Consider the following 20,504-nt stretch of genomic DNA (forward strand, 5'->3'; position numbering starts at 1 on the left):
AGCCTGGAGGGGGACGAGCTATTCCGGTACACACAGATTCAGAAAAATGAGTCATTTTGAGCACAAATTGATGCTCAAACGAGTCTCGGAGTAGCCTGTCCTTATGCTTTCCTGTAAGCCGATAGACAGATACAAAAAAACATAAAGGAGAATAAGTATCGTGCAGAAAACAGTGTATTTTATCGAAGGAGATGGAATTGGTCCAGAAGTATGGAATGCAGCCCGGCCGGTTTTGGATAAGGCCTTAGAAAAGGCATATTCAGGTGAACATGGAATTGAATGGAAGGAATTACCGGCCGGGGAAAAGTCTTTTAAAGACAATGGAGAATATTTGCCTCAGTCAACTATAGACACTCTGGCCAAAGCTTCTCTGGCCATGAAAGGACCTCTGGCTACCCCAGTGAGCGGTGGGTTCAGAAGCCTTAATGTGACCTTGCGTCAGGTTCTTGATTTATATGCATGCATACGACCGGTACGCTACTTTCAAGGTATTGAATCACCTTTAAAAAGGCCTGATCTTGTAGACATGGTGGTTTTCAGAGAAAATACAGAAGATGTTTATGCCGGGATAGAGTGGGCTGCCGGGGCGTCAGAAGTTCAAAAGCTTATTTCCTTTTTGCGGGAAGAGATGAAAGTCAATGTTTCAGAAAACGCTGCTGTGGGGCTCAAACCTGTTACAAAAAATGGCTGCCAGCGTCTGGTAAGAAAAGCTGTACAGTTTGCCATTGATCAGAAAAGACCCGGTGTAACTCTGGTACACAAGGGCAATATCATGAAATTCACAGAAGGCGCATTCAGAACCTGGGGTTATGAACTGGCAGAAAGTGAGTTTGCTGACGTAACCATTTCAGAAGAAAAGGCCGCAGACAATGAGACCAGAGTGATAATTAATGACCGTATTGCAGACGCCATGTTTCAGGAAGTACTTATGCGCCCTGAGCAGTACAGCGTCATAGCCACCACCAACCTTAACGGAGATTATCTTTCTGATGCTCTTGCTGCCCAGGTAGGTGGTCTTGGTCTTGCGCCAGGAGTGAATATGAGCGATAAGCTGGCTTTTTTTGAGCCTACTCATGGAACCGCTCCCACAATAGCAGGAAAGGATATGGCTAACCCTGGCAGCCTCATACTTTCAGGCGCCATGCTCCTGGAACACGCTGGGTGGGGTGAAGCTGCGCGGCTTATTCATAATGCTGTGGAAAAGGTTATTGCCGGCAAGAAAGTTACTGTTGATCTGGCATCACAGATTCAAGGAGCTAATCAGGTTGGGTGCCGGGAGTTTGGAGAGCTTATTGGTATGAATTTATAAGCATATTGCTTGTATTGGTCGGGGGCCGGCAGTCATTTGAGGGGGTTCAGTTAAGGCTTATGTCGGAAAGCTGCCTGTCAAATGTGCGCCGGACCCAGCCTGGAGCATTACGCGTTTCTAAGAAATGTCAATTGGGGACAGTCCCGAAGCCCGGGACAGCCCCCTCTCCGGGCTGTAAGCCTCCTGGCAGGAAGCCGTGCCACATGCAAATGGCTAAACTATTACAAATTTTTTCAGTTTTCAAAAAAAGGGTAATGCTTCCATCCAGCCAAAACCGCTAAGTATTCACCATTTTGCGAGGACAGCCCGCTTCAGTATTACTTTCCGGCATATCTCTTGGGGTTTATATTGTATTTTTTTACCTTATAATTGATGATGCGGTAACTTACCCGAAGATCACGAGCTGCCTGCAGCATATTGCCTGCAGCTTTTTTCAGGGCTTCAATAATCAGCTCCTGTTCAAATTTGGCCACAGTTTCCACAAAGGGCAGTTCATTATCGGTAGCTGTGCTTTCAGCAGTCTGCAGTGTGGGTGGGAGATGATAGGTTCTGATTACCTCTTCATTACACAAGAGAACCGATCTTTCAATGCAGTTTTTCAGTTCCCTGACATTGCCCGGCCAATGATACTGACTCAGCAGATCCATGGCCGGAGTGGATATACGCTTTATCTGTTTTTCATATTCCTTGCTTGAAGACTCAAGAAAATGTTCAGCAATGGGCAGGATATCTTCCCTTCTTTCCCGCAGTGCTGGAATGAAAATGGGAAATACATTTATTCTATAATATAGATCTTCCCTGAACCTACCTTCTTTGATCAAGTTTTCCAGCAATTGATGAGTAGCACAGACAATGCGCACATTAACCTGGGTGGTTTTTTCACTGCCCAGTCTTTGAAATTCTCCTTCCTGAATGGCCCGTAAAAGTTTGGCCTGGGCGTCCGCACTTAGTTCGCCGATTTCATCGAGAAATAATGTGCCTTGATGGGCCAGTTCAAACCTTCCTTTTTTATGGCTGACGGCTCCTGTAAAAGCCCCTTTTTCATATCCAAAAAGTTCGCTTTCTAACAGTTCTGAAGGCAGAGCAGCACAATTAAGTTTGACAAAAGGTTTGCTTTTTCTCGGGCTCAAATTATGGATTGCTTCAGCCAGCAGTTCCTTACCTGTGCCGGATTCTCCCCTGACAAGCACAGTTGCCTTACTGGGGGCTACCTGCATGATCTGGTTCATAATGGCCATCATGATCTTTGATGATGCAATCAGCTTATTCTTGGCCAGGTCCTGATAGGTAACGCAGTGATCAACAGGTAAGAAACCGGCAAATTCTTTTTGCCGGGTCATTTCTTCCTGAAGAAAAGATGCCTGTCTGGCGATGATTATGCCAAGGATCTGGAGGAATCGGCAGTCTGTTTCCAGTTCTGAAATATTTTTCAACCCCATCTCAGCATTCAAAACGCCAAGGATTTCCATTTCATTGTCAGGGTTTATTCTCTTTATAGGTACGGAGATAAAAGAAAGGCTTGCCAGTTCTTCAGGAGATCGATCAAAAGCCAGGTTGAGGAAATTGGGATCGTCCTTCATTACGGGAACTGTGATGGGCGATCTTTCCTTGACTACCAGTCCGGTTATTCCCTGACCGGGTGTGTATGAATATTTGGGTGTTTTTTTATGACCGTATGACAGGCTGAATTCAATGCTTTGACTTTTGGGATCAAATATGGCCAGGGACATGCGCTTATATCCCATTTCCCTGGACGTAACTTTGAGCAGCTTTTCAAGCCCCTCACGGAGCGGGCCTTGCCAGCCCAACTCCATGAGGATCTTTTCCAGAATAATAAGTTGAGTGTTGTCACTCATTGAAAAGCCTATTTATCCCGGGTGATGTATTCAGCGCCAAGACGGGCCGCCTTCAGGTTAACATCAACCAGTTTGGGTTTCAGACGTTTTTCAATGGACTCAAGGAGGATATCAAGGCCAAAAGGAAGTACGCCCATGGAGAAAAAGGCTCCCATGAGAACAGTGTTGGCTGTTTGTACCACTCCTGTTTCTTTTGCCAGAGATAAGCAAGGCAAAAATTTTGCCCGGGGGGAACATTTAAGTGTTTCTGACTTGACTAAGTCTATGGAAGGGTATTCTTCCCTGCCTGTGGTGACTGAAATGGGCGGAACAGGATCTTCACTGCTAAGAACAAGGCCGTCCTTAGCAATAAAGGGAAGCGCACGCAGGGTTTCCATAGGTTCAAAACCCAGAAGAACATGAGCTTCTCCAAGCGATATCTTTGGGCTGGCATAACCCCCGAGAAGAACAAAAGAGTGAACCACCCCTCCTCGCTGAGCCATGCCGTGAATTTCTCCAGCATTTACTTCGACACCCTGGTCCAGGGCAGTTTCTGCCAGCAGTTTGGTGGCAGTAAGGGTTCCCTGGCCACCTACTCCAGTAAAAAATACTCTTAATGGTTTCATATAATCAGCTCCTGGAACCTGGTTTGATTTCATCGCAAATCTGGACACAAACCATGCATCCAGCGCAAGCATCCTGGTTGACCCCAACAGTTTCGCCATCTTTGAAAAAAGCTGGACAGGCCAGAGTATTAAGACATTCAAGGCTGGCAGGACCAGAAGTTTTGATGGTGGCGACCTTGGTACGCTTAATTCCCAGCACCTTCTTGGCATAAAGAGGGCAGGGATCTTCAGCAATAAGTACCCTGACACCTTTCATTTCCTTGAATTCCTCTAAGGCAGTTGATACAGCCTTTTGATTCAAAGCCTTGACCTTTTTTACATGTTGCACGCCACTGGCTTTTACCAATGGCTCAATTTCAATATTGCCAGGTCTGAGTCCGTATAGGGCCTGATCAACTCCGGGGTGGGGCTGATGTCCTGTCATGGCCGTGGTTCTGTTGTCTAAAATAACAACAATAAGATCATAGTCATTGTATACTGCATTGATGAGTCCGGTCACTCCGGAGTGAAAAAAAGTTGAGTCACCGATAAATGCAATTACCGGATTATCAACCACCCTGGACATTCCGCACCCGCTGGATACCGAAGAACCCATGCACAGCAGAAAGTCCGCTGATCTGAGAGGGGGAAGAATGCCAAGAGTATAACATCCAATATCTGAAGAGTAAATGGCGTCATCACCAAAAATCTTTCTGGTATTAACGTACACAGATCTGTGAGAGCATCCTGCACACAGGTTGGGCGGGCGGCTGGGCAGAGCTGCAAGATCCGGATTGCAAAGTTCCTGGGTTTTTATTTCTATACCTGTTGCTTTGGCCAGTGCCTGCTCAACACACAGAGTCGAGTATTCATCCCATAAAGGAAGTTCTTCTCCTTTACCTGTAACTTCAAGGGTCAGCCCGTTTTTCTGACACAGAACACGAACATCATTTTCCAGAATAGGTTCGAGTTCTTCCAGGATTACCACTTTATCAAGACCTTTCAGAAAGTTTTTAATGGTGTTTTCCGGAAGAGGCCAGGCAATTCCAAGCTCAAGAACTTTAACCTTGATTGCTGGATTGGATTTAAGAACATCTTTAAGATATGACCGTGATACTCCTGAGGCAATGACTCCTACTTTTCCCTCACCCCAGGATTTATTCCATGAACAGTTTTCAATTTCAGAGCGAATGTTTTCTAAGTTTGAAGTCAAAACTTTATGTCTGATTCTTGCTACAGCAGGAATGGGTACAAAGCGGCCAGGATCTTTTTTAAACTCACCCCTGGTTTTGGCGGGTTTCATGGGACCGAAGTCAACCGGACCTCTGAGGTGGTTGATTCTGGTTGTAGTTCTGAGAAGAACCGGCTGCTGCCACTTTGCGGAAAGCTCCATGGCTTCCTTAGCCATATCCTTACATTCCTGGGCAGAAGATGGCTCAAAGCAGGGCAAACCTGCCAACCGGGCATAATATCGGTTGTCCTGTTCATTCTGACTGGAATGACATCCCGGGTCATCAGCCGAGAGAATGACCAATCCTCCGGGGGTGCCAATATAGGCCAGAGTCATCATGGGATCTGCAGCGACATTCACTCCCACATGTTTCATGGTCACTAAGGTGGGTACACCTCCAAGGGCGGCAGCTCCTGCGGTTTCCATGGCTACTTTTTCATTGGGAGCATACTCAAAATAATAACTGCCCCTGGCAGACAATCGGAAGAAGGTGTCTGGAACTTCAGATGATGGAGTTCCAGGATAGCAGGATATAAATCCAACACCCGCTTCTAATGCCCCTCTAACAATGGCTTCGTTGCCGAGAAGCAATTCTCTAACCTCGCCTTTGGGATCTAAAAGATTCATAGCTGGCTTCCTTCTAAAGGTATTATGTTTTAAATTAATTTATGATTGAATTTTTTGCTGAAGCTGTTCGATTTTAAACTCAATAAATCCTGTATCCATGTCCTGGGAATGTTCCATGAGCTTTTGATAGGCATCCAGAGCAGCTGCATAATCCCCTGACTGTTCGGCGTTAAAAGACAGAAGGCTTAAGTATTGATGCTGGAAATCACCTGGAAGTGAGCTGTTTTTCAGTATCTCCAATGCCTGTTGATGATCGCCGGAGAGTTCATGGGCTTTAGCCTGACCCAGAACTGCTACCGGATGCATATCAGGATCAATTTGTCCCAGTTGTTTAAAATCAGCTGCAGCACTGGCAAAGTTTTCCATGTTCATATGTATGCGGGCTTTTTCAAGCAAAATAGCTCCATGGAGGCGTTTTGGGGCATGATTAGAGAATTCCTGTAACATGGACAATCTTGCGGATGAACTATCCTGACTCAGGATATTTTCCAACTCATTGTTTGCCCTGGTAACTTTTCTGTCTTCCCAGAAAGTATAAGATGAATAAACCACGGCCACAAGAAGAACCGTCCCAACAACAAGGACAATGGTTCTGATATGTTCCTGGATTTTTTCTAAAAAAGGGTGAGCTGATGAGTCAGCTTCACTCATTATTCTGTCCAGAAATCCTTTTTTCTCAGATTCGCTCATAATTGCTCCATTCTATCTATATTGAGAGTTAGAAGTTCTCAGTTCATTGTTAGTGGTTGAATAAAAAAATATGATTTCAAGTGGTTAGACATTAAATACGTCTAAACATTTTTAAGTATTGAAAAATGATAGCAGTTTAGCCCTTTGGACGCGACACTGGGACTGGGTCTTCCGGGATCCCCGTGCTTCTAAGTAACTACAATCGTTTTGACAATAAAATTAGACGGTTACATTTTTCACATTTTACGATTTTTGTCTATGATACATGAACATTTGCCTGAAAATTTCCGTCAAAGATGAGAGCTTTGCGCCTGGCACAGCTTCCTGCCCGGAGGCTTACAGCCCGGAGGGGGACTGTCCCTCGCTGTGTAAATTTTTATCATTAAGGCAAATTTCTACCAGGAACCTATGCAACATCAATCTTTTTTATAGTACCTCGCGGGGACTGTCCCAATTTTCAGAAAAGTGACAGTATCCTAAAGTTACTCACAAGTTTGGTCCCGGTCCGCCCGGGTGAGGAGCTTCTAACTTGACACATCTAAAGCATCGGTTGAGGCTCGAGTTGGCCCGGGAGTGCCAGTTTCCTGCTTTGCTTAAAATGGGGTTAGACTGTTACGTAAAATTCAATAAATCCAAATATGGGTAATATCACCCTTTATGTGATGCTGAGATCTGTTCTGCCAGCTTGAGAAGAGCTTGAGCTGCAGGGCTTTCAGGATGAGTCTTAACGTAGATATATCCTTCATCACCGGAACGGACTACCTCAGGATCTAATGGTATCCTGCCCAGAAAAGGCACATCCATTTCAGATGAAAGTCCTTCCCCTCCACCGGAATTAAAAATATTTAGTATTTCATTGCATTTAGGGCATGTGTAGCCACCCATATTTTCAAGAATGCCAAGTATGGGTGCATCCAGTTCCCGGCAGAATGTTACTGAGCGGCGGACATCATCAATGGCCACTGCCTGTGGTGTGGTAACAATAATAGCTTCAGCGTCATTGCCCATGAGCTGCAGGGCAGACATGGGCTCGTCCCCAGTGCCGGGAGGGCAGTCAACAATGAGATAATCAAGATCTCCCCAGGCCACATCCTGCAGAAACTGGCGTATAAGTCCCATTTTGACAGGACCCCTCCATATTACTGCTTCTCTGTTGTCCGGCAACATAAAACCGAGAGACATTACCCACAAATTTCTGCCCCAGGGGACAGGTTCAATATAATCTTTTTCAATGTGAGGTCTTTCTGTTGACAGGCTCAACAGTCGAGGAATTGACGGGCCGTGAACATCAACATCCAGAAGACCAACTTTCAATCCCTGCATGGAAAGCGCAGCGGCCAGGTTGGCGGCAACTGTGCTTTTTCCAACACCTCCCTTTCCACTCATAACTACAATTTTATTTTTAATGCGGCCAAGTTTATTTTTGAGTTTAGCTTCTTTGTCTTGCTGGTCTTTGTCCGGACCGCAAGCACATGATGAAGCCATTTTAAGATCCTGCATATATTCCTCCGGTATAATTACATCCTTGATTTTCAAGCCTGTTTTTTATTTTTCACTTCTGTCCTCAGCCATTCATACCAGGCATCAATGCCTTCCCTGGTTTTTGCTGATACAGGGTAAATATTGATGTCTTTGTTCAGGCTTCTGGCAAAGTTTGAGGCCTTTTCCAGGCTAAAATCAACATAGGGCAAGAGATCAGTTTTGTTTAAAAGCATTACTCTGGATTCAGCAAAGATAAGCGGATACTTTTCAGGCTTGTCGTCACCTTCAACAACGCTTAGAATTGTAACCTTATAGTCTTCTCCTACTGAAAACTCAGCCGGACATACAAGATTGCCGACATTTTCAACAAATAAGATATCTACATTGTCAAGATTTAACTCGCTGGCGGCATCCAGGACCATTGAACCGTCAAGATGACATCCGCCTTCAGTATTAATCTGGATTGCTTGAGCACCTGTTGCAGCTACCCGTTCGGCATCATTGCTGGTCTGAAGGTCGCCCTCAATAACAGCCATGTTGAACTCTTCCTTAAGATCAGTGAGAGTTGCTTCCAGCAGGGTTGTTTTCCCTGCACCCGGAGAGCTCATGAGGTTGAGAACCAGGATTTGTTTTTCCTGAAACATCTTACGCAATTGATCTGATATTCGATCATTGGCTTCAAGAATCTTGCGCACTACTTTTATTTGCATAATTTTTACTCCGATAAATATTTCACCTGATTTATTCTGCTTCTAATTCATCTATGTACAGGTCTTTTCCGGAAATGATTTCGTGTCCAAATTCAGCCCGGCAATGGGGGCAGGTCATGATGAGCAGGTCTCCTTCAGGCGCAAACTCTTTTCTGCATTCCCTGCATCTGGCTTGAAGGGGCACTTCTTCAATTTCCAGTATGGCCCCCTGAAGATCTGTATCCATGGTCATGGCTTCAAAGGCGGTCTGCAGAGCTTCCGGTACTATGGCGGATATTCGGCCGTACTTGACTTTGACTCTGATGAGTCTGGTTACACCGTGTTTAGCCATCTCCTGTTTGATAATTTCCACCAGGCTGTGGGCGATGGACATTTCATGCATAATATTTCACTTTGCTGTATTTTTTTCCTGCTATATGCAGAGATTTCTAATGAGTTTAACCTGGTCGGCCCGGGACAAAATGTGTGAGTAACTTATACCACTTGTTCCCAGGCTGGAGCCTGGGAACAAGAAAAAAATATTATTTAAAGAGATTACAGATTCAGGTTATAACTGCTGATGAAATCCTTGATTCTTATTCTGGACTGTTCCATACGAACCTTCAGTGATTGTCTGTATTCAGAGAGATCAACCTTTGAGCGGGCTACCCCGGAAGTCATGGCAGCCTCTGCCACAGCAGTAGATTCCCATTCTATGATTCTTGAATCAAGGGGTTTGGGAATGACATAGTCAGGTCCAAAGGAAAGTTCCTTGAGGCCGTAAGCATCAAGCATATCCTGAGGTACCGGCTCTTTGGCCAGGTCTGCCAGGGCACTGGCTGCTGCAATCTTCATTTCTTCATTGATTTTACGCGCATTGACATCAAGGGCACCACGGAAAATAAATGGAAAACCTGACACATTATTAACCTGGTTGGGATAGTCTGAACGTCCAGTACCCATTATGCAGTCCGGACTGACTTCCTTGGCATCAGGATATGAAATTTCAGGATCTGGATTGGCCATAGCAAAAATGATGGGTGATTTGGCCATGGTTTTGACCATGTCCTTTGACAAAAGTCCTTTGACCGAAAGGCCGATGAAAACATCCGCGCCCTTTATGGTTTCAGTCATGGCCCCGAAGTCTTTAGACTGGGCAAACTCCAGTTTATACTTGTTCAGGTCTTTTCTGTCTTTATGCAGCAGGCCCCTGGAGTCATACATGAATATGTTTTCAGCAGGCAGGCCGAGGCTTACATAAAACTTGCAGCAGGCAATGGAAGCAGCTCCTGCTCCGGATACCACCATCTTCATGTCTTCAATTTTTTTGCCTGTGATTTCTAAGGCGTTGAGAAGACCGGCTCCGGAAATGATGGCTGTGCCGTGCTGGTCATCATGGAAGACAGGTATGTCCATTTCTTCTATAAGGGTTTCTTCAATTTTGAAACACTCAGGAGCTTTTATGTCTTCGAGGTTGATTCCGCCAAATGTGGGTTCCAGCATTTTAACGAATTCAATGATTTTTTCCGGATCTTTCTGGTTGATATTGATATCATAGACATCAATGTCGGCAAAGGCCTTGAAAAGAACCCCCTTGCCCTCCATGACTGGTTTACCCGCCATGGGCCCTATATCTCCAAGTCCCAGCACCGCTGTGCCGTTGGAGATGACCGCCACAAGGTTGGCCCTGTTGGTATAATCAAAAACCTTGGCCGGATTATCAGCAATTTCAAGGCATGCTTCAGCAACGCCCGGGCTGTAGGCCATGGACAGATGTTTCTGATTGGCGCACGGTTTTACAGGCAAAACTTCAAGTTTGCCCTTCCTGCCCATGCTGTGATATTCAAGCGCTTCTTCTCTGGTAAATAAAGACATTTGCTCCTCCGAGGTGGTTATCTTAAATGTTTTTTTCAGCTACTGTCGAGATTCAAGCCGGCATATGTACATAGGTCAGATGGCTCTGGTTTTCAAGCAAATATTTTGAGGTACATTTGGATAAGTTTAATAATTTCCAGTCACTTGAGACTTTTCTAAAGACATTAGGGCAGTTCCGGATGGATCTGGGCCTGGAGCGAATGCACGCTGGTATAGAGTTGCTGGGAGGGCAGCCTCATTATCCTGCTGTCCAGATTGTAGGCACTAACGGTAAAGGCTCTACAGCCTGCTTTCTGGAAAGTTTAGCAAGGTGCAGCAGACTTAAAACCGGACTGTTCACTTCGCCGCATCTTGTTCATTTCAGGGAAAGAATCAGAATTGATTCAGAGCTTCTTTCTGAGGAAGCATGGGTTGTTGCGGCCAACAAGGTTTATGGCCTGTGCAGAGAGTTGAATCTTACTTATTTTGAGCTTTTGACCATTATTGGACTTGAAATTTTCAGGGAACAGCAAATTGATCTGGCTGTTTTGGAAGCCGGGCTGGGAGGGCGGTTTGATGCTACCAGCGCCATTACTCCGGCACTGAATATTTTTACCCGCATCGGCCTTGATCATATTTCTGTTCTGGGAAGCAATCTTGAAGAAATTGCCAGGGACAAATCCATGGCCATGAAGAAAGGTCCGGTGATTATTGCCAGGCAGGATGGCCAAGCCCTTAATGTTTTGCTGAACCGGGCAGAACAGGTCGGAGCTGATGTTTTTCTGGTGGATGAATTTTTTGAGTTTGTCGGCACTGAGGCAGTATTAAGAGATTTTCCTGAAATCATGATTATCAGCCGGGAACTGGGGCTTAAAGGAAGGCATCAGCTGGATAATGCTGCCACGGCTATACTTGCGTGGAAAGTGCTGTGTTCAGAATATGGTTATGTTTTTGATCTCCAGAACTGTCTTGCCGGGTTGAAAAAGGCATTCTGGCCTGGGAGGATGCATATTGTCAGAAACGAACCAGTAGTTATTCTTGATGGTGCTCATAATTGCCAGGCCTTTGAAGCTTTAAAGGATTCTCTTGAGGACATGAAAATCAGGCCTGAGACAATTATTTTTTCCTGCATGAAAGACAAAGACTTAAGCAATCTGGTTAAAGCTGTAAAAGAGATGGGGGCCTTAGAAATCCTGGTGCCGGACATTAAGGATAACCCAAGGGCAATGTCTAAGTGCGATCTGGCTGCCATGATTGGCAATAAAGCTAAGCCACTGGATAATATTGTAGAATTTTTAAAAAATATTGACAATGACCAGGGCCCGGTGCTGGTCTGCGGATCTTTATATCTGATTGGGGAAGTATACGCTGCCTTTCCTGAGTGGATGGAATCCAGGCAGACGGGCTGAGGGGAAATACTTGAAGAAAAACAGGTATTGGGATAGTTTAGGAGTTTGTTTGGTTGTCATTAACCTGAAAGTCACTGCTTACATGGGTAAACCTGCAGGTACACAGATTTGAGCAGGTTTATTTCTGTTTGCGGGTGCAAATGGCTGGGAGTCCTGGCATGAGCATTGTGGTTAGGGAGTCAGATCCAAGAGCAATGGAAGTGTCTGTTTCAGAAGATGAGATTTCTGTATTTCTTTCTGATGGTCGAAGGATCAGCGTTCCTTTGGCATGGTCCTGGCGTCTGTCCAATGCCAGTCACCAGGAGAGACAAAACTATCAGCTCATTGGCGATGGTTTGGGGATTAGCTGGCCGGATATTGATGAAGATATAAGTGTTGAAGGAATGCTTCGGGGGATACCGGCTAAAAGGCCTGGCACTGGCAAGCCTGCCAGTAATTGAAAGATGCTGTCACCTTTCTGGATACTGTGATATTCTTTGTAACCTGCCAGGTGTAGAACAAGAGGAGGAAGGCATGGCGAATATTAATATCTTCGGAGTGGATGAACGGGTTAAAGAGTTATTGGAAAAAGAAGCAACAAGTTCAGGGATAAGCATTAATTCTCTTGTGTTGCGGTACATATATAATGCAGTCGGGTATTGTCCAGGTCAAGATGAAAGCCATGTTCAGGATCATCTGGCAGGAACCTGGTCGCAATCAGAATATGATCAATTAATGGATGAGATTAAACATTTTAATGAAGTTGATGCATCTCTTTGGAAATGAAGAATATTGATGTCTATGGTCTTTTGGTCAGTCACTGCTTTTACTAATTTATGCTTTTTGCATTTTATTTTTAGTTTAATTTCAGGAGTTATTCTTGTCCTCTTTATTTAGATTGTTACCTTCAGTTGATTCGGTTTTGAGCGGGCTGGCTGATAAGAAATGCTACAGCAATTATCCCAGAGCTTTTATTCGTGACCTGGTGAATGACTTTCTGGAGCTTTGCAGGCAGGAAATCAAGGCTGGAACCATATCCGGCGATGACGAACTTAGTCCGGAAAGATTCAGCTCCCGCCTGGAAGCCTACCTTAAGGTCCATACCAGGCCGCATTTCAGAAGGGTTATCAATGCCACCGGGGTGGTCATTCATACCAATCTGGGGCGTTCTATTCTGAACAGGCAGGCAGCCCAGGCTGTGTGGGAAGCATGTCTGCATTATTCTAACCTCGAGTTTTCTCTAAATACAGGGAAAAGAGGCAGCCGCTACAGCCATGTGGAAGAGCTTCTGTGCAGGATTACCGGAGCAGAAGCAGGCCTTGTGGTCAACAACAATGCTTCGGCTGTACTGATTATTCTTGATACTCTTGCCAAAGGCAGGGAAGTGGTGGTCTCCAGAGGTCAGCTTGTGGAAATAGGCGGATCTTTCAGAATACCTGATGTCATGGCCAAGTCAGGGGCTTTTCTAAAGGAGGTGGGAGCAACCAATCGCACCCACCTTAAAGATTATGAATCAGTTATTAATGAAAATACCGGAGCTCTGCTTAAGGTTCACACTTCAAACTACCGAATCATCGGCTTTCACAAGGAAGTTACCTTGAAAGAGCTGGTTCAGCTGGGCGACAAGCATGGCCTCCCTGTGATTGAGGACATGGGAAGCGGTAATTTTTTTGATTTTCCCGGGCATGGGTATCATTTCATGCCTGAGCCTACAGTGCAGCAGGTGGTCAAAGATGGAGTATCAGTAGTTTCCTTCAGCGGGGATAAGTTACTGGGAGGACCACAGGCCGGTATAATAGTGGGCAGGGAAAAAATAATCAGCAAAATCAAAAAAAATCCCATGAACAGGGCTATTCGCATAGATAAAATGACTCTGGCCGCTCTTGAGTCAACTCTCAGATTTTATCTCGACTCTCAAGTTGCCATGCGTGAAGTTCCTACCTTGCGCATGATAACCATGAAGCAGGAAGAACTGAAAAAAGCTGCTCAGAAACTCATGAACAGGATCAGGAGAAGCTTCGGAAATGAATTGAAATGCAGCATATTTCCAGCCAACTCCAGGGTTGGTGGAGGTTCATTTCCAGAGCAGGACCTGCCCACATATCTGGTGGGCGTAAAATCAGACAGAATGAATTGTGAGCAGTTGAAGGAAAAGCTGCTGCGCACTGATCCACCATTAATCGGAATGATTGTACATGATCTTTTCTGTTTAGACCCCAGAACACTGGATGTGGATGAGTTTGGCCTGGTGGTGGAAGTACTTGGGCAGGCTTTGGAGGTGTAAGAAGTCAGAAGTCAGGGGTCAGGAGTCAGAAATCAGGAGTCAGAAGTCAGGAGTCAGGAGTCAGGAGTCAGGGGTCAGGGGTCAGAAGTCAGGAGTCAGGGGTCAGGAGTCAGAAATCAGGAGTCAGGAGTCAGAAATCAGGAGTCAGAAGTCAGGAGTCAGGAGTCAGAAGTCAGGAGTCAGAAGTCAGGAGTCAGGAGTCAGAAGTCAGGAGTCAGGAGTCAGAAGTCAGGGGTCAGGAGTCAGAAGTCAGAAGTCAGGGGTCAGAAGTCAGAAGTCAGGAGTCAGGGGTCAGGGATCAGGGATCAGGGGGCAGGGATCAGGGATCCGGGTGAAATATAGTACCTCGCGGTGACTGTCCCAATTTCCAGAAAAGTGACAGACTCATTAAAGTTACTCACAGGCTCGGTCCCAGGCCGCCCGGGTGAGGAGCTTAAAACTTAACACTTAAAACTTAAAACTTAACACTTAAAACTTTAAACTTAACACTTAAAACTTTAAAAAAATCCACGGAGCGCCAATGGAATTCAAAACAAAAAACTGCTGGGAAGTATATAAAAGTAAAAAGCATGTCAGCGCCATGGACAGGCTGGCTCAGGATTATATTGAATTTTTAAGTAAATGTAAGACAGAGCGGGAAACAGTGGAATTTCTGGCTGAAAAGGCCATGAATGCTGGTTTTGAAAGAGGTATAAGTTCTGACAGATTCATGAAGACTCATAAGGGAAAAAGCCTGATCCTGGTTAGAAAAGGCAGAAAGAAGCTCAGTGAAGGCCTCAGGATTCTCGGGGCGCATGCAGACACTCCCAGGCTGGATCTCAAACAGAGGCCACTTTATGAAGAATGTCAGGTCAGCCTGGCCAAGACTCATTACTATGGTGGCATCCGCAAGCATCAATGGCTGGCCAGGCCGTTAGCCCTACATGGGGTAGTAATTAAGACTGACGGTACAAAGATCAATGTATGTATTGGAGAAGATCAGGATGATCCGGTGTTTACCATTGCTGATCTATTACCCCATCTGGCCTACAAGCAGGTTGAAAAAAAGTTGTCTGAAGCTTTTGAGGCAGAAAAACTTAATGTTGTTCTGGGACATGTTCCTGTTGCGCCCTCAAAAGAAAAAAATGAAAAAGAAAAAAATCCTGTTAAGCTCGGAGTGCTGGGTATTCTTAACCAGCGATTCGGCATTATAGAGGAAGATTTATACAGTGCTGAACTGCAGGCTGTGCCTGCAGGGCCTGCGAGATATGTGGGCCTGGATAAGGGATTGATCGGAGGATATGGTCATGATGACCGGGTTTGCACTTTTGCCGGATTCAGAGCTTTTGTAACCCAGGAAGATCCGGAATTCACCCAGTTGCTCATTATCTGGGACAAGGAAGAGATCGGCTCTGAAGGTTCCAGCGGAGCCAAGTCTCTTTTTATGGAATACTGCATAGAAGATATGCTTGATGCCTGGGAACCTGAAACCAGAATCAGAACAGTTTTTGAAAATTCCAGGGCTTTGTCAGCAGACGTGCACGCGGCCATGGACCCTGATTATCAGGATGTGCATGAAAAACTCAATGCTTCTTTGTTGGGTCATGGACCTGTATTCTGCAAGTTTACAGGACACAGGGGAAAGGTTGGAGCCAATGATGCCCACCCGGAATATGTTGCCTGGCTAAGGGGGATACTCAACCAAGCCGGAATACCATGGCAGATGGCTGAAACTGGTAAGGTGGATCTTGGAGGAGGTGGTACAGTGGCTAAATTTCTGGCAGTTTATGGAATGGATATTATTGATTTTGGTCCAGGCGTCCTCGGAATGCACAGTCCTTTTGAGATCTGCAGTAAGGCAGATTTGTATGCTTCTGTTCTGGCCTTTGAACAGTTTTTCAAGAGTTGAAGATGGGCAGGCCTGTGGTGAATTCGACACTTTCCACCTTTTTTATCACCACTGAGTGCCGGGTGTTTACCTCTGTTTCCTTAGAAAAGGGCTGAACTGTTAAAATTATTTGAAATGTACCACGGGTCTGTTTAATGCTTAAGTTGCAGATAGACAAAGGCAAGTATTTTAAGGAGAAAAAATGCCTGTAATTATGGGCACTGCCGGACATATTGATCATGGTAAAACAACTTTGATCAAAGCCCTCACCGGAATAGAGTGTGATCGTCTAATTGAGGAGAAAAAAAGGGGCATCACCATTGAGCTGGGGTTCGCCTTTCTGGATCTGGATGATAATTTCAGGCTGGGCATTATTGATGTTCCCGGCCATGAAAGGTTTGTCAAAAATATGGTTTCCGGAGCTTCAGGGATTGACTTTGTCCTTCTGGTTATTGCTGCAGATGAGGGAGTAATGCCCCAAACCAGAGAGCATCTCGACATCTGCACCCTTCTGGGCATTGAAAAGGGTCTTGTGGCTATGACTAAGACAGACATGGTGGATGAAGAGTGGATGGAACTTGTTCAGGAAGATGTGGGAGAATACCTGCAAAATACTTTTCTTGCTGAGGCCCCCATTATTCCGGTATCAGCCCATACAGGCAAGGGGATTGATGAACTCAGGTCCAGACTTAAGGAAATTTCAGCTTCATTCAAGCCACATCGCAGGTCTGATCTTTTTCGTCTTCCAGTGGATAGAATATTCACTATGAAGGGGCATGGAACAGTCATAACCGGTACTACTGTCTCGGGAAAAATTTCTGTAGGCGAAGATATAATGATTTATCCCCTGGAAATAACTTCCAAGGTAAGATCCCTTCAGGTTCATGGTGAACAGCGCCCTGATAGTGAGGCTGGAATGCGTACCGCTGTCAACCTGCATGGTTTAGAAAAAGAGGATCTTGAGCGAGGGTTTGTTCTTGGCCGTCCAGGAACCTTATTCCCCAGTGCAGTATGGGATCTGGAGCTGAACTATCTTGAGTCTGCTCCAAGGCCTCTGAAGCACAGGACTCAAATCCATTTCCATCATGGTTCCAAGGAAATTCTGGCCAGGATCTACCTTTTGGATCGCGATAAGATTGAACCGGGAGAGAAATGTGTTTGCCAGGTTCGTTTTGAGGACCCCATGGCCGGAGTTTACGGAGATCGATGTGTACTACGTTCTTTTTCTCCTCTACGGACCATTGCTGGAGGCAAAATAATCAATCCAGTGGGCGGCAAAATAAAGCGTTTCTCAAAAGATGTTTCGGTTCTGGAAAAGCTTGCTCAAGCCAGAGAAGAAGAGGTTATTCTTCTGCAGTTAGAGCTTGCCGGTGCCTCCGGGCTTTCCTTGTCTCAGCTTGTGATCATGACTGACATGGAAAACAAGGAATTGGAAAAAAAACTACAGGTCATGGGGGGCAGGCAGGAAGTATTTCTTTTTGACAAGGACAAGAGGATCTATGCCAGCGGTGACATGGTCAGAGATACTGAGTCCGTGATGCTGGAAAAGCTTGAAGCCTTTCATGCAAAAAACCCCATCAAGGAAGGCATGTTCAGGGGTGAGCTTTCAGGCAAATGGGCCAGGGATATTCCGGAAAAGCTTTTTTTCTTTGTTCTGGAGAGAATGGTCCGCAAGGAGCGGATTGTTTCTGAGCAGGAATATTTGCGATTGCCTGGACATAAAGTTTCTCTTGCAGCTGATCAGGAAGAACTCAAGAAAAAGATCATGGCCATTTACAATTCTGCCTGGATTCAGCCTCCTACTGTCAAGAAACTGCTGGAAGACCTTGATCTTCAAATGAAGGAAGCAGCTCCAGTTCTAAAGCTTTTGCAGGGTCAGGGCGGGCTGATAAAGATCAATGAGGAATTTTATTTTACCCAGAAGGCCATCGATGATCTAAAGGGCAAAATATTTACTTTTTTCAAATCCAATGAGGAGATGGGGCCAGTGGAATTCAAGGAAATTACAGGGCTTTCCAGAAAATTTGCCATACCTTTGCTGGAGTTTATGGATAAGGAAAAGTTGACTATCAGGGTGGGAGATAAAAGAAAACTGCGCGGCCGCGGTTGATTTTTAAAGGCTGAAAATGCGCATATTAAATATCAGCGGCTCAGCTTTTGTGCCCACATTCAGATCATTGGGACATCAGGTATTGAGTGTCGGATCATCACCAAGTTGTGATGTTCATCTGAAAAATCCAATGGGAATAAAAGAATTATGGGATATTCTCAAAGCCAGATCCTTTTATCCGGACCTTGTTTTCTGGAATGACACCTGCCGACCTCCAGAAGTTTTCGGGATTGAGAAGTTGCCGGGAGTTACCATTGGTTTTACCATAGATCAATACTGCAACCCCTGGCATGTCCCATACAGTTGGGCCTTTGATCTGCTGCTGGTGGCCCAGAAGGATTATCTTCCTTTTTTTGTCCAGAAAAAATTGCCCAGAAATTGCCAGTGGTTTCCTCTTTTTTGCAATGAGGACAAGGATTTTGATTTTGGGCTGGATAAAGATATCCCTGTCAGCTTTGTTGGTACCCTTAATCCTCCTCTCAACAGGCAAAGACCTCTTCTTCTAAAAAACTTTAAAAAACTTTCCCCTTTATATACTCATCAGGGACAATACGCTGAAGTTTTTTCCAGAAGCATGATTGTATTAAATCAGAGTGCGGCAGGAGAATTGAATTTCAGGTTGTTCCAGGCAGCTTGTTGTGGCGCTGCTGTACTGACTGAGGACGTTGAGAATGGCCTTAGAGACATATTCAGGCCTGGTGAGGATATTCTTCCTTTTTATAAGCGCGGCAACCATGAAAGTGCGGTCAGCATAGCAAAAAAGGCATTATCCAATCCGGAAAAAACCTTAGAGATAGCAAAAGCCGGACAAAACAAGGTACGAAAGGAACATAGCGTAAGGGTTCGGGCCAAAAGGATAATCAGCATGGCAGAAAGGCTGATTTATAACAAGGCAAGTCAGTGGAGAAGGGATAATCTCAAGCTTATAGAAAATGAGCTCAGGAAAAGTTTTCTTTTTCTTGCTGCTGATCGGGAGTTGCCTTTAACCAAATCAATTAGAGACTTTTACATGCATCTTGGAATCAAGAACTGATGCAAGAAAAAAAAGCGTAAAGTTCCCAGCAGATATTTGTTAAATATTAGTAACTTACCGTTTTAATCCTGTAGAAAAAAACAAGAAATTTTGTAATTGTTTAGCCCTTTTCTAAGGAAAGCAGGGGACAGGCACCCCAACCCTTGTTTTTTGTTGATGTAAAACACAGACTTAATAAAACAAGGGCTGGGAGAGCCAGTCCCCCTCCGGGCTGTATGCCTCCGGGCCACATGCAAATGGCTAAACTATTACAATTATTCTTGTTTAAATTGAGTTGTGGGCACAGCCCGCATTAGACTTACCGACCTCTTGGGACGCTGCAAAAGCAGTTGAAAATTCGGGAAAACTGTTTATTCTTTTTTGCTTTACATAGTGCATTACGCTGGGGTATATTGGCAAAAATATTGCTACTTATTAATGTAGCACTACAGCGATGCTCTGGTGTTGAGGTAGTGTAAAGTGGTTTTACCTGGATTAACTTAAAATAGTGAGGGTTTTACAATCCATGTCATTTTTCAGCTCACAATCTCTTAGTTTAAGAAAATCTGCCCCTTTAACTGATAAGGAATTCGATGACCTCAGCACCTATATTTATGAATTAGCCGGCATAGAGATCCCTAAGCAGAGGAAATATCTCTTAGAAAACAGGTTACGTTCCAGGTTGGGCGAGCTCAAGCTAAATTCTTTTTCAGATTATTATAAATATTTGAAATTTGGGCCCAACAAGCAAAAAGAGGTGGAAATTTTCTGTGAAAAGATGACCACCAATGAGACAAGTTTTTTCAGAGATGCCAAGCAGCTTGGCGTTTTTCGCATGGCAGTGCTTGCTCCCATGCTGCAGAAGTTAAAACAGTCAGGAAAAAAGCAGATACATATCTGGTCGGCTGGCTGCTCGTCAGGTGAAGAGCCATACACTTTGAGTATTATGCTGCATGAAATGCTTAAAATGTCCATTATGGGCTGGCGAATTCGCATCACAGCCAATGATATTTCTTCAGCCATGATCGCTAAAGCGAAAAAGGGTCTTTATAGTGAACATTCCCTGAGAAATACCTCCAAAGACATCATAAACAGATACTTCACCAAAGAACCAGGTGGATATCTGGTCCATCCCAAAATAAAAAAGAATATTGTATTCGAAAAGATAAATCTTAATGATACAGCTGCCCTGAAAAAGATCCCCAAATCTCAGATAGTATTCTGTCGCAATGTTATAATTTATTTTGATCCGCCCATGAAGAAAAAGGTTATTAATTCTTTTTATGACAACCTTGTGCCTCAGGGCTATCTTGTCCTTGGACATTCAGAATCTTTACACAGTATAACCAATATTTTCCAACCCATGCGAAAGCCCGGTGGAATAATGTATCAGAAGATGGATTAGGGTGCAGGTATCGCTTAGCGTTTTCAATGACTAACGCGGGCCATGCCCGCAACCAGTTATCAGTTATTTGTTATATTTCAGTAAACAGATACCTTCTTTTAACTATGGAGGCTTAA

17 protein-coding genes are annotated in these 20,504 nt (G+C 44.7%); 9 read left to right on the forward strand and 8 right to left on the reverse strand.

Going from position 1 to position 20,504, the window contains the following annotated elements:
• Positions 1 to 157: 157 nt before the first annotated feature.
• A complete protein-coding gene (icd, locus tag LZ23_RS04045) occupies positions 158 to 1,309 on the forward strand; it encodes an NADP-dependent isocitrate dehydrogenase (protein WP_198145896.1) in 1,152 nt (383 codons plus the stop codon).
• Positions 1,310 to 1,626: 317 nt separating this feature from the next.
• Here icd and LZ23_RS04050 read toward each other — a convergent pair whose 3' ends face one another.
• The 8 genes from LZ23_RS04050 to LZ23_RS04085 all read right to left on the reverse strand — a co-directional run bounded on the left by LZ23_RS04050 (position 1,627) and on the right by LZ23_RS04085 (position 10,343).
• The gene (locus LZ23_RS04050) at positions 1,627 to 3,165 is read right to left on the reverse strand and encodes a sigma-54-dependent Fis family transcriptional regulator (protein ID WP_045211805.1); all 1,539 of its coding nucleotides are present in this window, start codon (positions 3,163 to 3,165) and stop codon (positions 1,627 to 1,629) included.
• A gap of 8 nt (positions 3,166 to 3,173) precedes the next feature.
• Positions 3,174 to 3,770, reverse strand: coding sequence for an indolepyruvate oxidoreductase subunit beta (locus LZ23_RS04055; RefSeq protein WP_045211807.1), 597 nt, complete (start codon positions 3,768 to 3,770; stop codon positions 3,174 to 3,176).
• Positions 3,771 to 3,774: 4 nt separating this feature from the next.
• The gene (gene iorA, locus LZ23_RS04060; RefSeq protein ID WP_045211808.1) at positions 3,775 to 5,607 is read right to left on the reverse strand and encodes an indolepyruvate ferredoxin oxidoreductase subunit alpha; all 1,833 of its coding nucleotides are present in this window, start codon (positions 5,605 to 5,607) and stop codon (positions 3,775 to 3,777) included.
• A gap of 39 nt (positions 5,608 to 5,646) precedes the next feature.
• Positions 5,647 to 6,297, reverse strand: a complete 651-nt coding sequence (locus tag LZ23_RS04065) for a tetratricopeptide repeat protein (RefSeq protein ID WP_045211810.1) — start codon at positions 6,295 to 6,297, stop codon at positions 5,647 to 5,649.
• A gap of 648 nt (positions 6,298 to 6,945) precedes the next feature.
• Positions 6,946 to 7,797 (reverse strand): Mrp/NBP35 family ATP-binding protein, encoded by an 852-nt coding sequence (locus LZ23_RS04070; RefSeq protein WP_052507104.1) that lies wholly within the window; start codon positions 7,795 to 7,797, stop codon positions 6,946 to 6,948.
• A 32-nt stretch (positions 7,798 to 7,829) separates the two neighbouring features.
• Positions 7,830 to 8,489 (reverse strand): hydrogenase nickel incorporation protein HypB, encoded by a 660-nt coding sequence (gene hypB / locus LZ23_RS04075; protein ID WP_045211811.1) that lies wholly within the window; start codon positions 8,487 to 8,489, stop codon positions 7,830 to 7,832.
• Between the two features lie 31 nt (positions 8,490 to 8,520).
• Positions 8,521 to 8,871 carry a hydrogenase maturation nickel metallochaperone HypA gene (hypA, locus tag LZ23_RS04080; protein WP_045211813.1) on the reverse strand — a complete coding sequence of 117 codons (351 nt, stop codon included), beginning with the start codon at positions 8,869 to 8,871 and terminating at the stop codon, positions 8,521 to 8,523.
• 152 nt (positions 8,872 to 9,023) lie between these two features.
• Complete coding sequence (locus LZ23_RS04085; RefSeq protein WP_045211815.1) at positions 9,024 to 10,343, reverse strand: malic enzyme-like NAD(P)-binding protein; 1,320 nt, start codon at positions 10,341 to 10,343, stop codon at positions 9,024 to 9,026.
• Between the two features lie 116 nt (positions 10,344 to 10,459).
• On the opposite strand from LZ23_RS04085, the gene LZ23_RS04090 reads away from it, so the two are divergent.
• The 8 genes from LZ23_RS04090 (at position 10,460) to LZ23_RS04140 (ending at position 20,388) form a co-directional block, all read left to right on the forward strand.
• Positions 10,460 to 11,731, forward strand: a complete 1,272-nt coding sequence (locus LZ23_RS04090; protein ID WP_045211817.1) for a bifunctional folylpolyglutamate synthase/dihydrofolate synthase — start codon at positions 10,460 to 10,462, stop codon at positions 11,729 to 11,731.
• 158 nt (positions 11,732 to 11,889) lie between these two features.
• Entirely contained in the window at positions 11,890 to 12,171 is a 282-nt protein-coding gene (locus LZ23_RS04095) for a DUF2442 domain-containing protein (protein ID WP_045211818.1), read from the forward strand.
• A gap of 73 nt (positions 12,172 to 12,244) precedes the next feature.
• On the forward strand, positions 12,245 to 12,496 hold the full coding sequence (locus tag LZ23_RS04100; RefSeq protein ID WP_045211820.1) for a hypothetical protein: 252 nt from the start codon (positions 12,245 to 12,247) through the stop codon (positions 12,494 to 12,496).
• Between the two features lie 94 nt (positions 12,497 to 12,590).
• On the forward strand, positions 12,591 to 13,994 hold the full coding sequence (gene selA, locus LZ23_RS04105) for an L-seryl-tRNA(Sec) selenium transferase (RefSeq protein WP_045211822.1): 1,404 nt from the start codon (positions 12,591 to 12,593) through the stop codon (positions 13,992 to 13,994).
• A gap of 520 nt (positions 13,995 to 14,514) precedes the next feature.
• Entirely contained in the window at positions 14,515 to 15,882 is a 1,368-nt protein-coding gene (locus LZ23_RS04120) for an aminopeptidase (protein WP_045211823.1), read from the forward strand.
• Between the two features lie 181 nt (positions 15,883 to 16,063).
• Complete coding sequence (selB, locus tag LZ23_RS04130) at positions 16,064 to 17,971, forward strand: selenocysteine-specific translation elongation factor (RefSeq protein ID WP_045211826.1); 1,908 nt, start codon at positions 16,064 to 16,066, stop codon at positions 17,969 to 17,971.
• A 16-nt stretch (positions 17,972 to 17,987) separates the two neighbouring features.
• Entirely contained in the window at positions 17,988 to 19,004 is a 1,017-nt protein-coding gene (locus tag LZ23_RS04135) for a glycosyltransferase family protein (RefSeq protein ID WP_045211828.1), read from the forward strand.
• Between the two features lie 505 nt (positions 19,005 to 19,509).
• Positions 19,510 to 20,388, forward strand: coding sequence for a CheR family methyltransferase (locus LZ23_RS04140; RefSeq protein WP_045211830.1), 879 nt, complete (start codon positions 19,510 to 19,512; stop codon positions 20,386 to 20,388).
• Positions 20,389 to 20,504: the final 116 nt, after the last annotated feature.

The organism is Desulfonatronovibrio magnus, assembly GCF_000934755.1.
GTDB lineage: Bacteria > Desulfobacterota > Desulfovibrionia > Desulfovibrionales > Desulfonatronovibrionaceae > Desulfonatronovibrio > Desulfonatronovibrio magnus.

Excerpts from the sequence above, each read along its gene's own strand:
- LZ23_RS04140 (WP_045211830.1), top strand. The coding sequence starts at position 19,510 with ATGTCATTTTTCAGCTCACAATCTCTTAGTTTAAGAAAATCTGCCCCT.
- LZ23_RS04135 (WP_045211828.1), top strand. The coding sequence starts at position 17,988 with ATGCGCATATTAAATATCAGCGGCTCAGCTTTTGTGCCCACATTCAGA.
- LZ23_RS04065 (WP_045211810.1), bottom strand. The coding sequence starts at position 6,297 with ATGAGCGAATCTGAGAAAAAAGGATTTCTGGACAGAATAATGAGTGAA.
- hypA (WP_045211813.1), bottom strand. The coding sequence starts at position 8,871 with ATGCATGAAATGTCCATCGCCCACAGCCTGGTGGAAATTATCAAACAG.
- LZ23_RS04100 (WP_045211820.1), top strand. The coding sequence starts at position 12,245 with ATGGCGAATATTAATATCTTCGGAGTGGATGAACGGGTTAAAGAGTTA.
- iorA (WP_045211808.1), bottom strand. The coding sequence starts at position 5,607 with ATGAATCTTTTAGATCCCAAAGGCGAGGTTAGAGAATTGCTTCTCGGC.
- LZ23_RS04050 (WP_045211805.1), bottom strand. The coding sequence starts at position 3,165 with ATGAGTGACAACACTCAACTTATTATTCTGGAAAAGATCCTCATGGAG.
- LZ23_RS04085 (WP_045211815.1), bottom strand. The coding sequence starts at position 10,343 with ATGTCTTTATTTACCAGAGAAGAAGCGCTTGAATATCACAGCATGGGC.
- selB (WP_045211826.1), top strand. The coding sequence starts at position 16,064 with ATGCCTGTAATTATGGGCACTGCCGGACATATTGATCATGGTAAAACA.
- hypB (WP_045211811.1), bottom strand. The coding sequence starts at position 8,489 with ATGCAAATAAAAGTAGTGCGCAAGATTCTTGAAGCCAATGATCGAATA.
- LZ23_RS04055 (WP_045211807.1), bottom strand. The coding sequence starts at position 3,770 with ATGAAACCATTAAGAGTATTTTTTACTGGAGTAGGTGGCCAGGGAACC.
- LZ23_RS04070 (WP_052507104.1), bottom strand. The coding sequence starts at position 7,797 with ATGCAGGATCTTAAAATGGCTTCATCATGTGCTTGCGGTCCGGACAAA.
- LZ23_RS04095 (WP_045211818.1), top strand. The coding sequence starts at position 11,890 with ATGAGCATTGTGGTTAGGGAGTCAGATCCAAGAGCAATGGAAGTGTCT.
- LZ23_RS04120 (WP_045211823.1), top strand. The coding sequence starts at position 14,515 with ATGGAATTCAAAACAAAAAACTGCTGGGAAGTATATAAAAGTAAAAAG.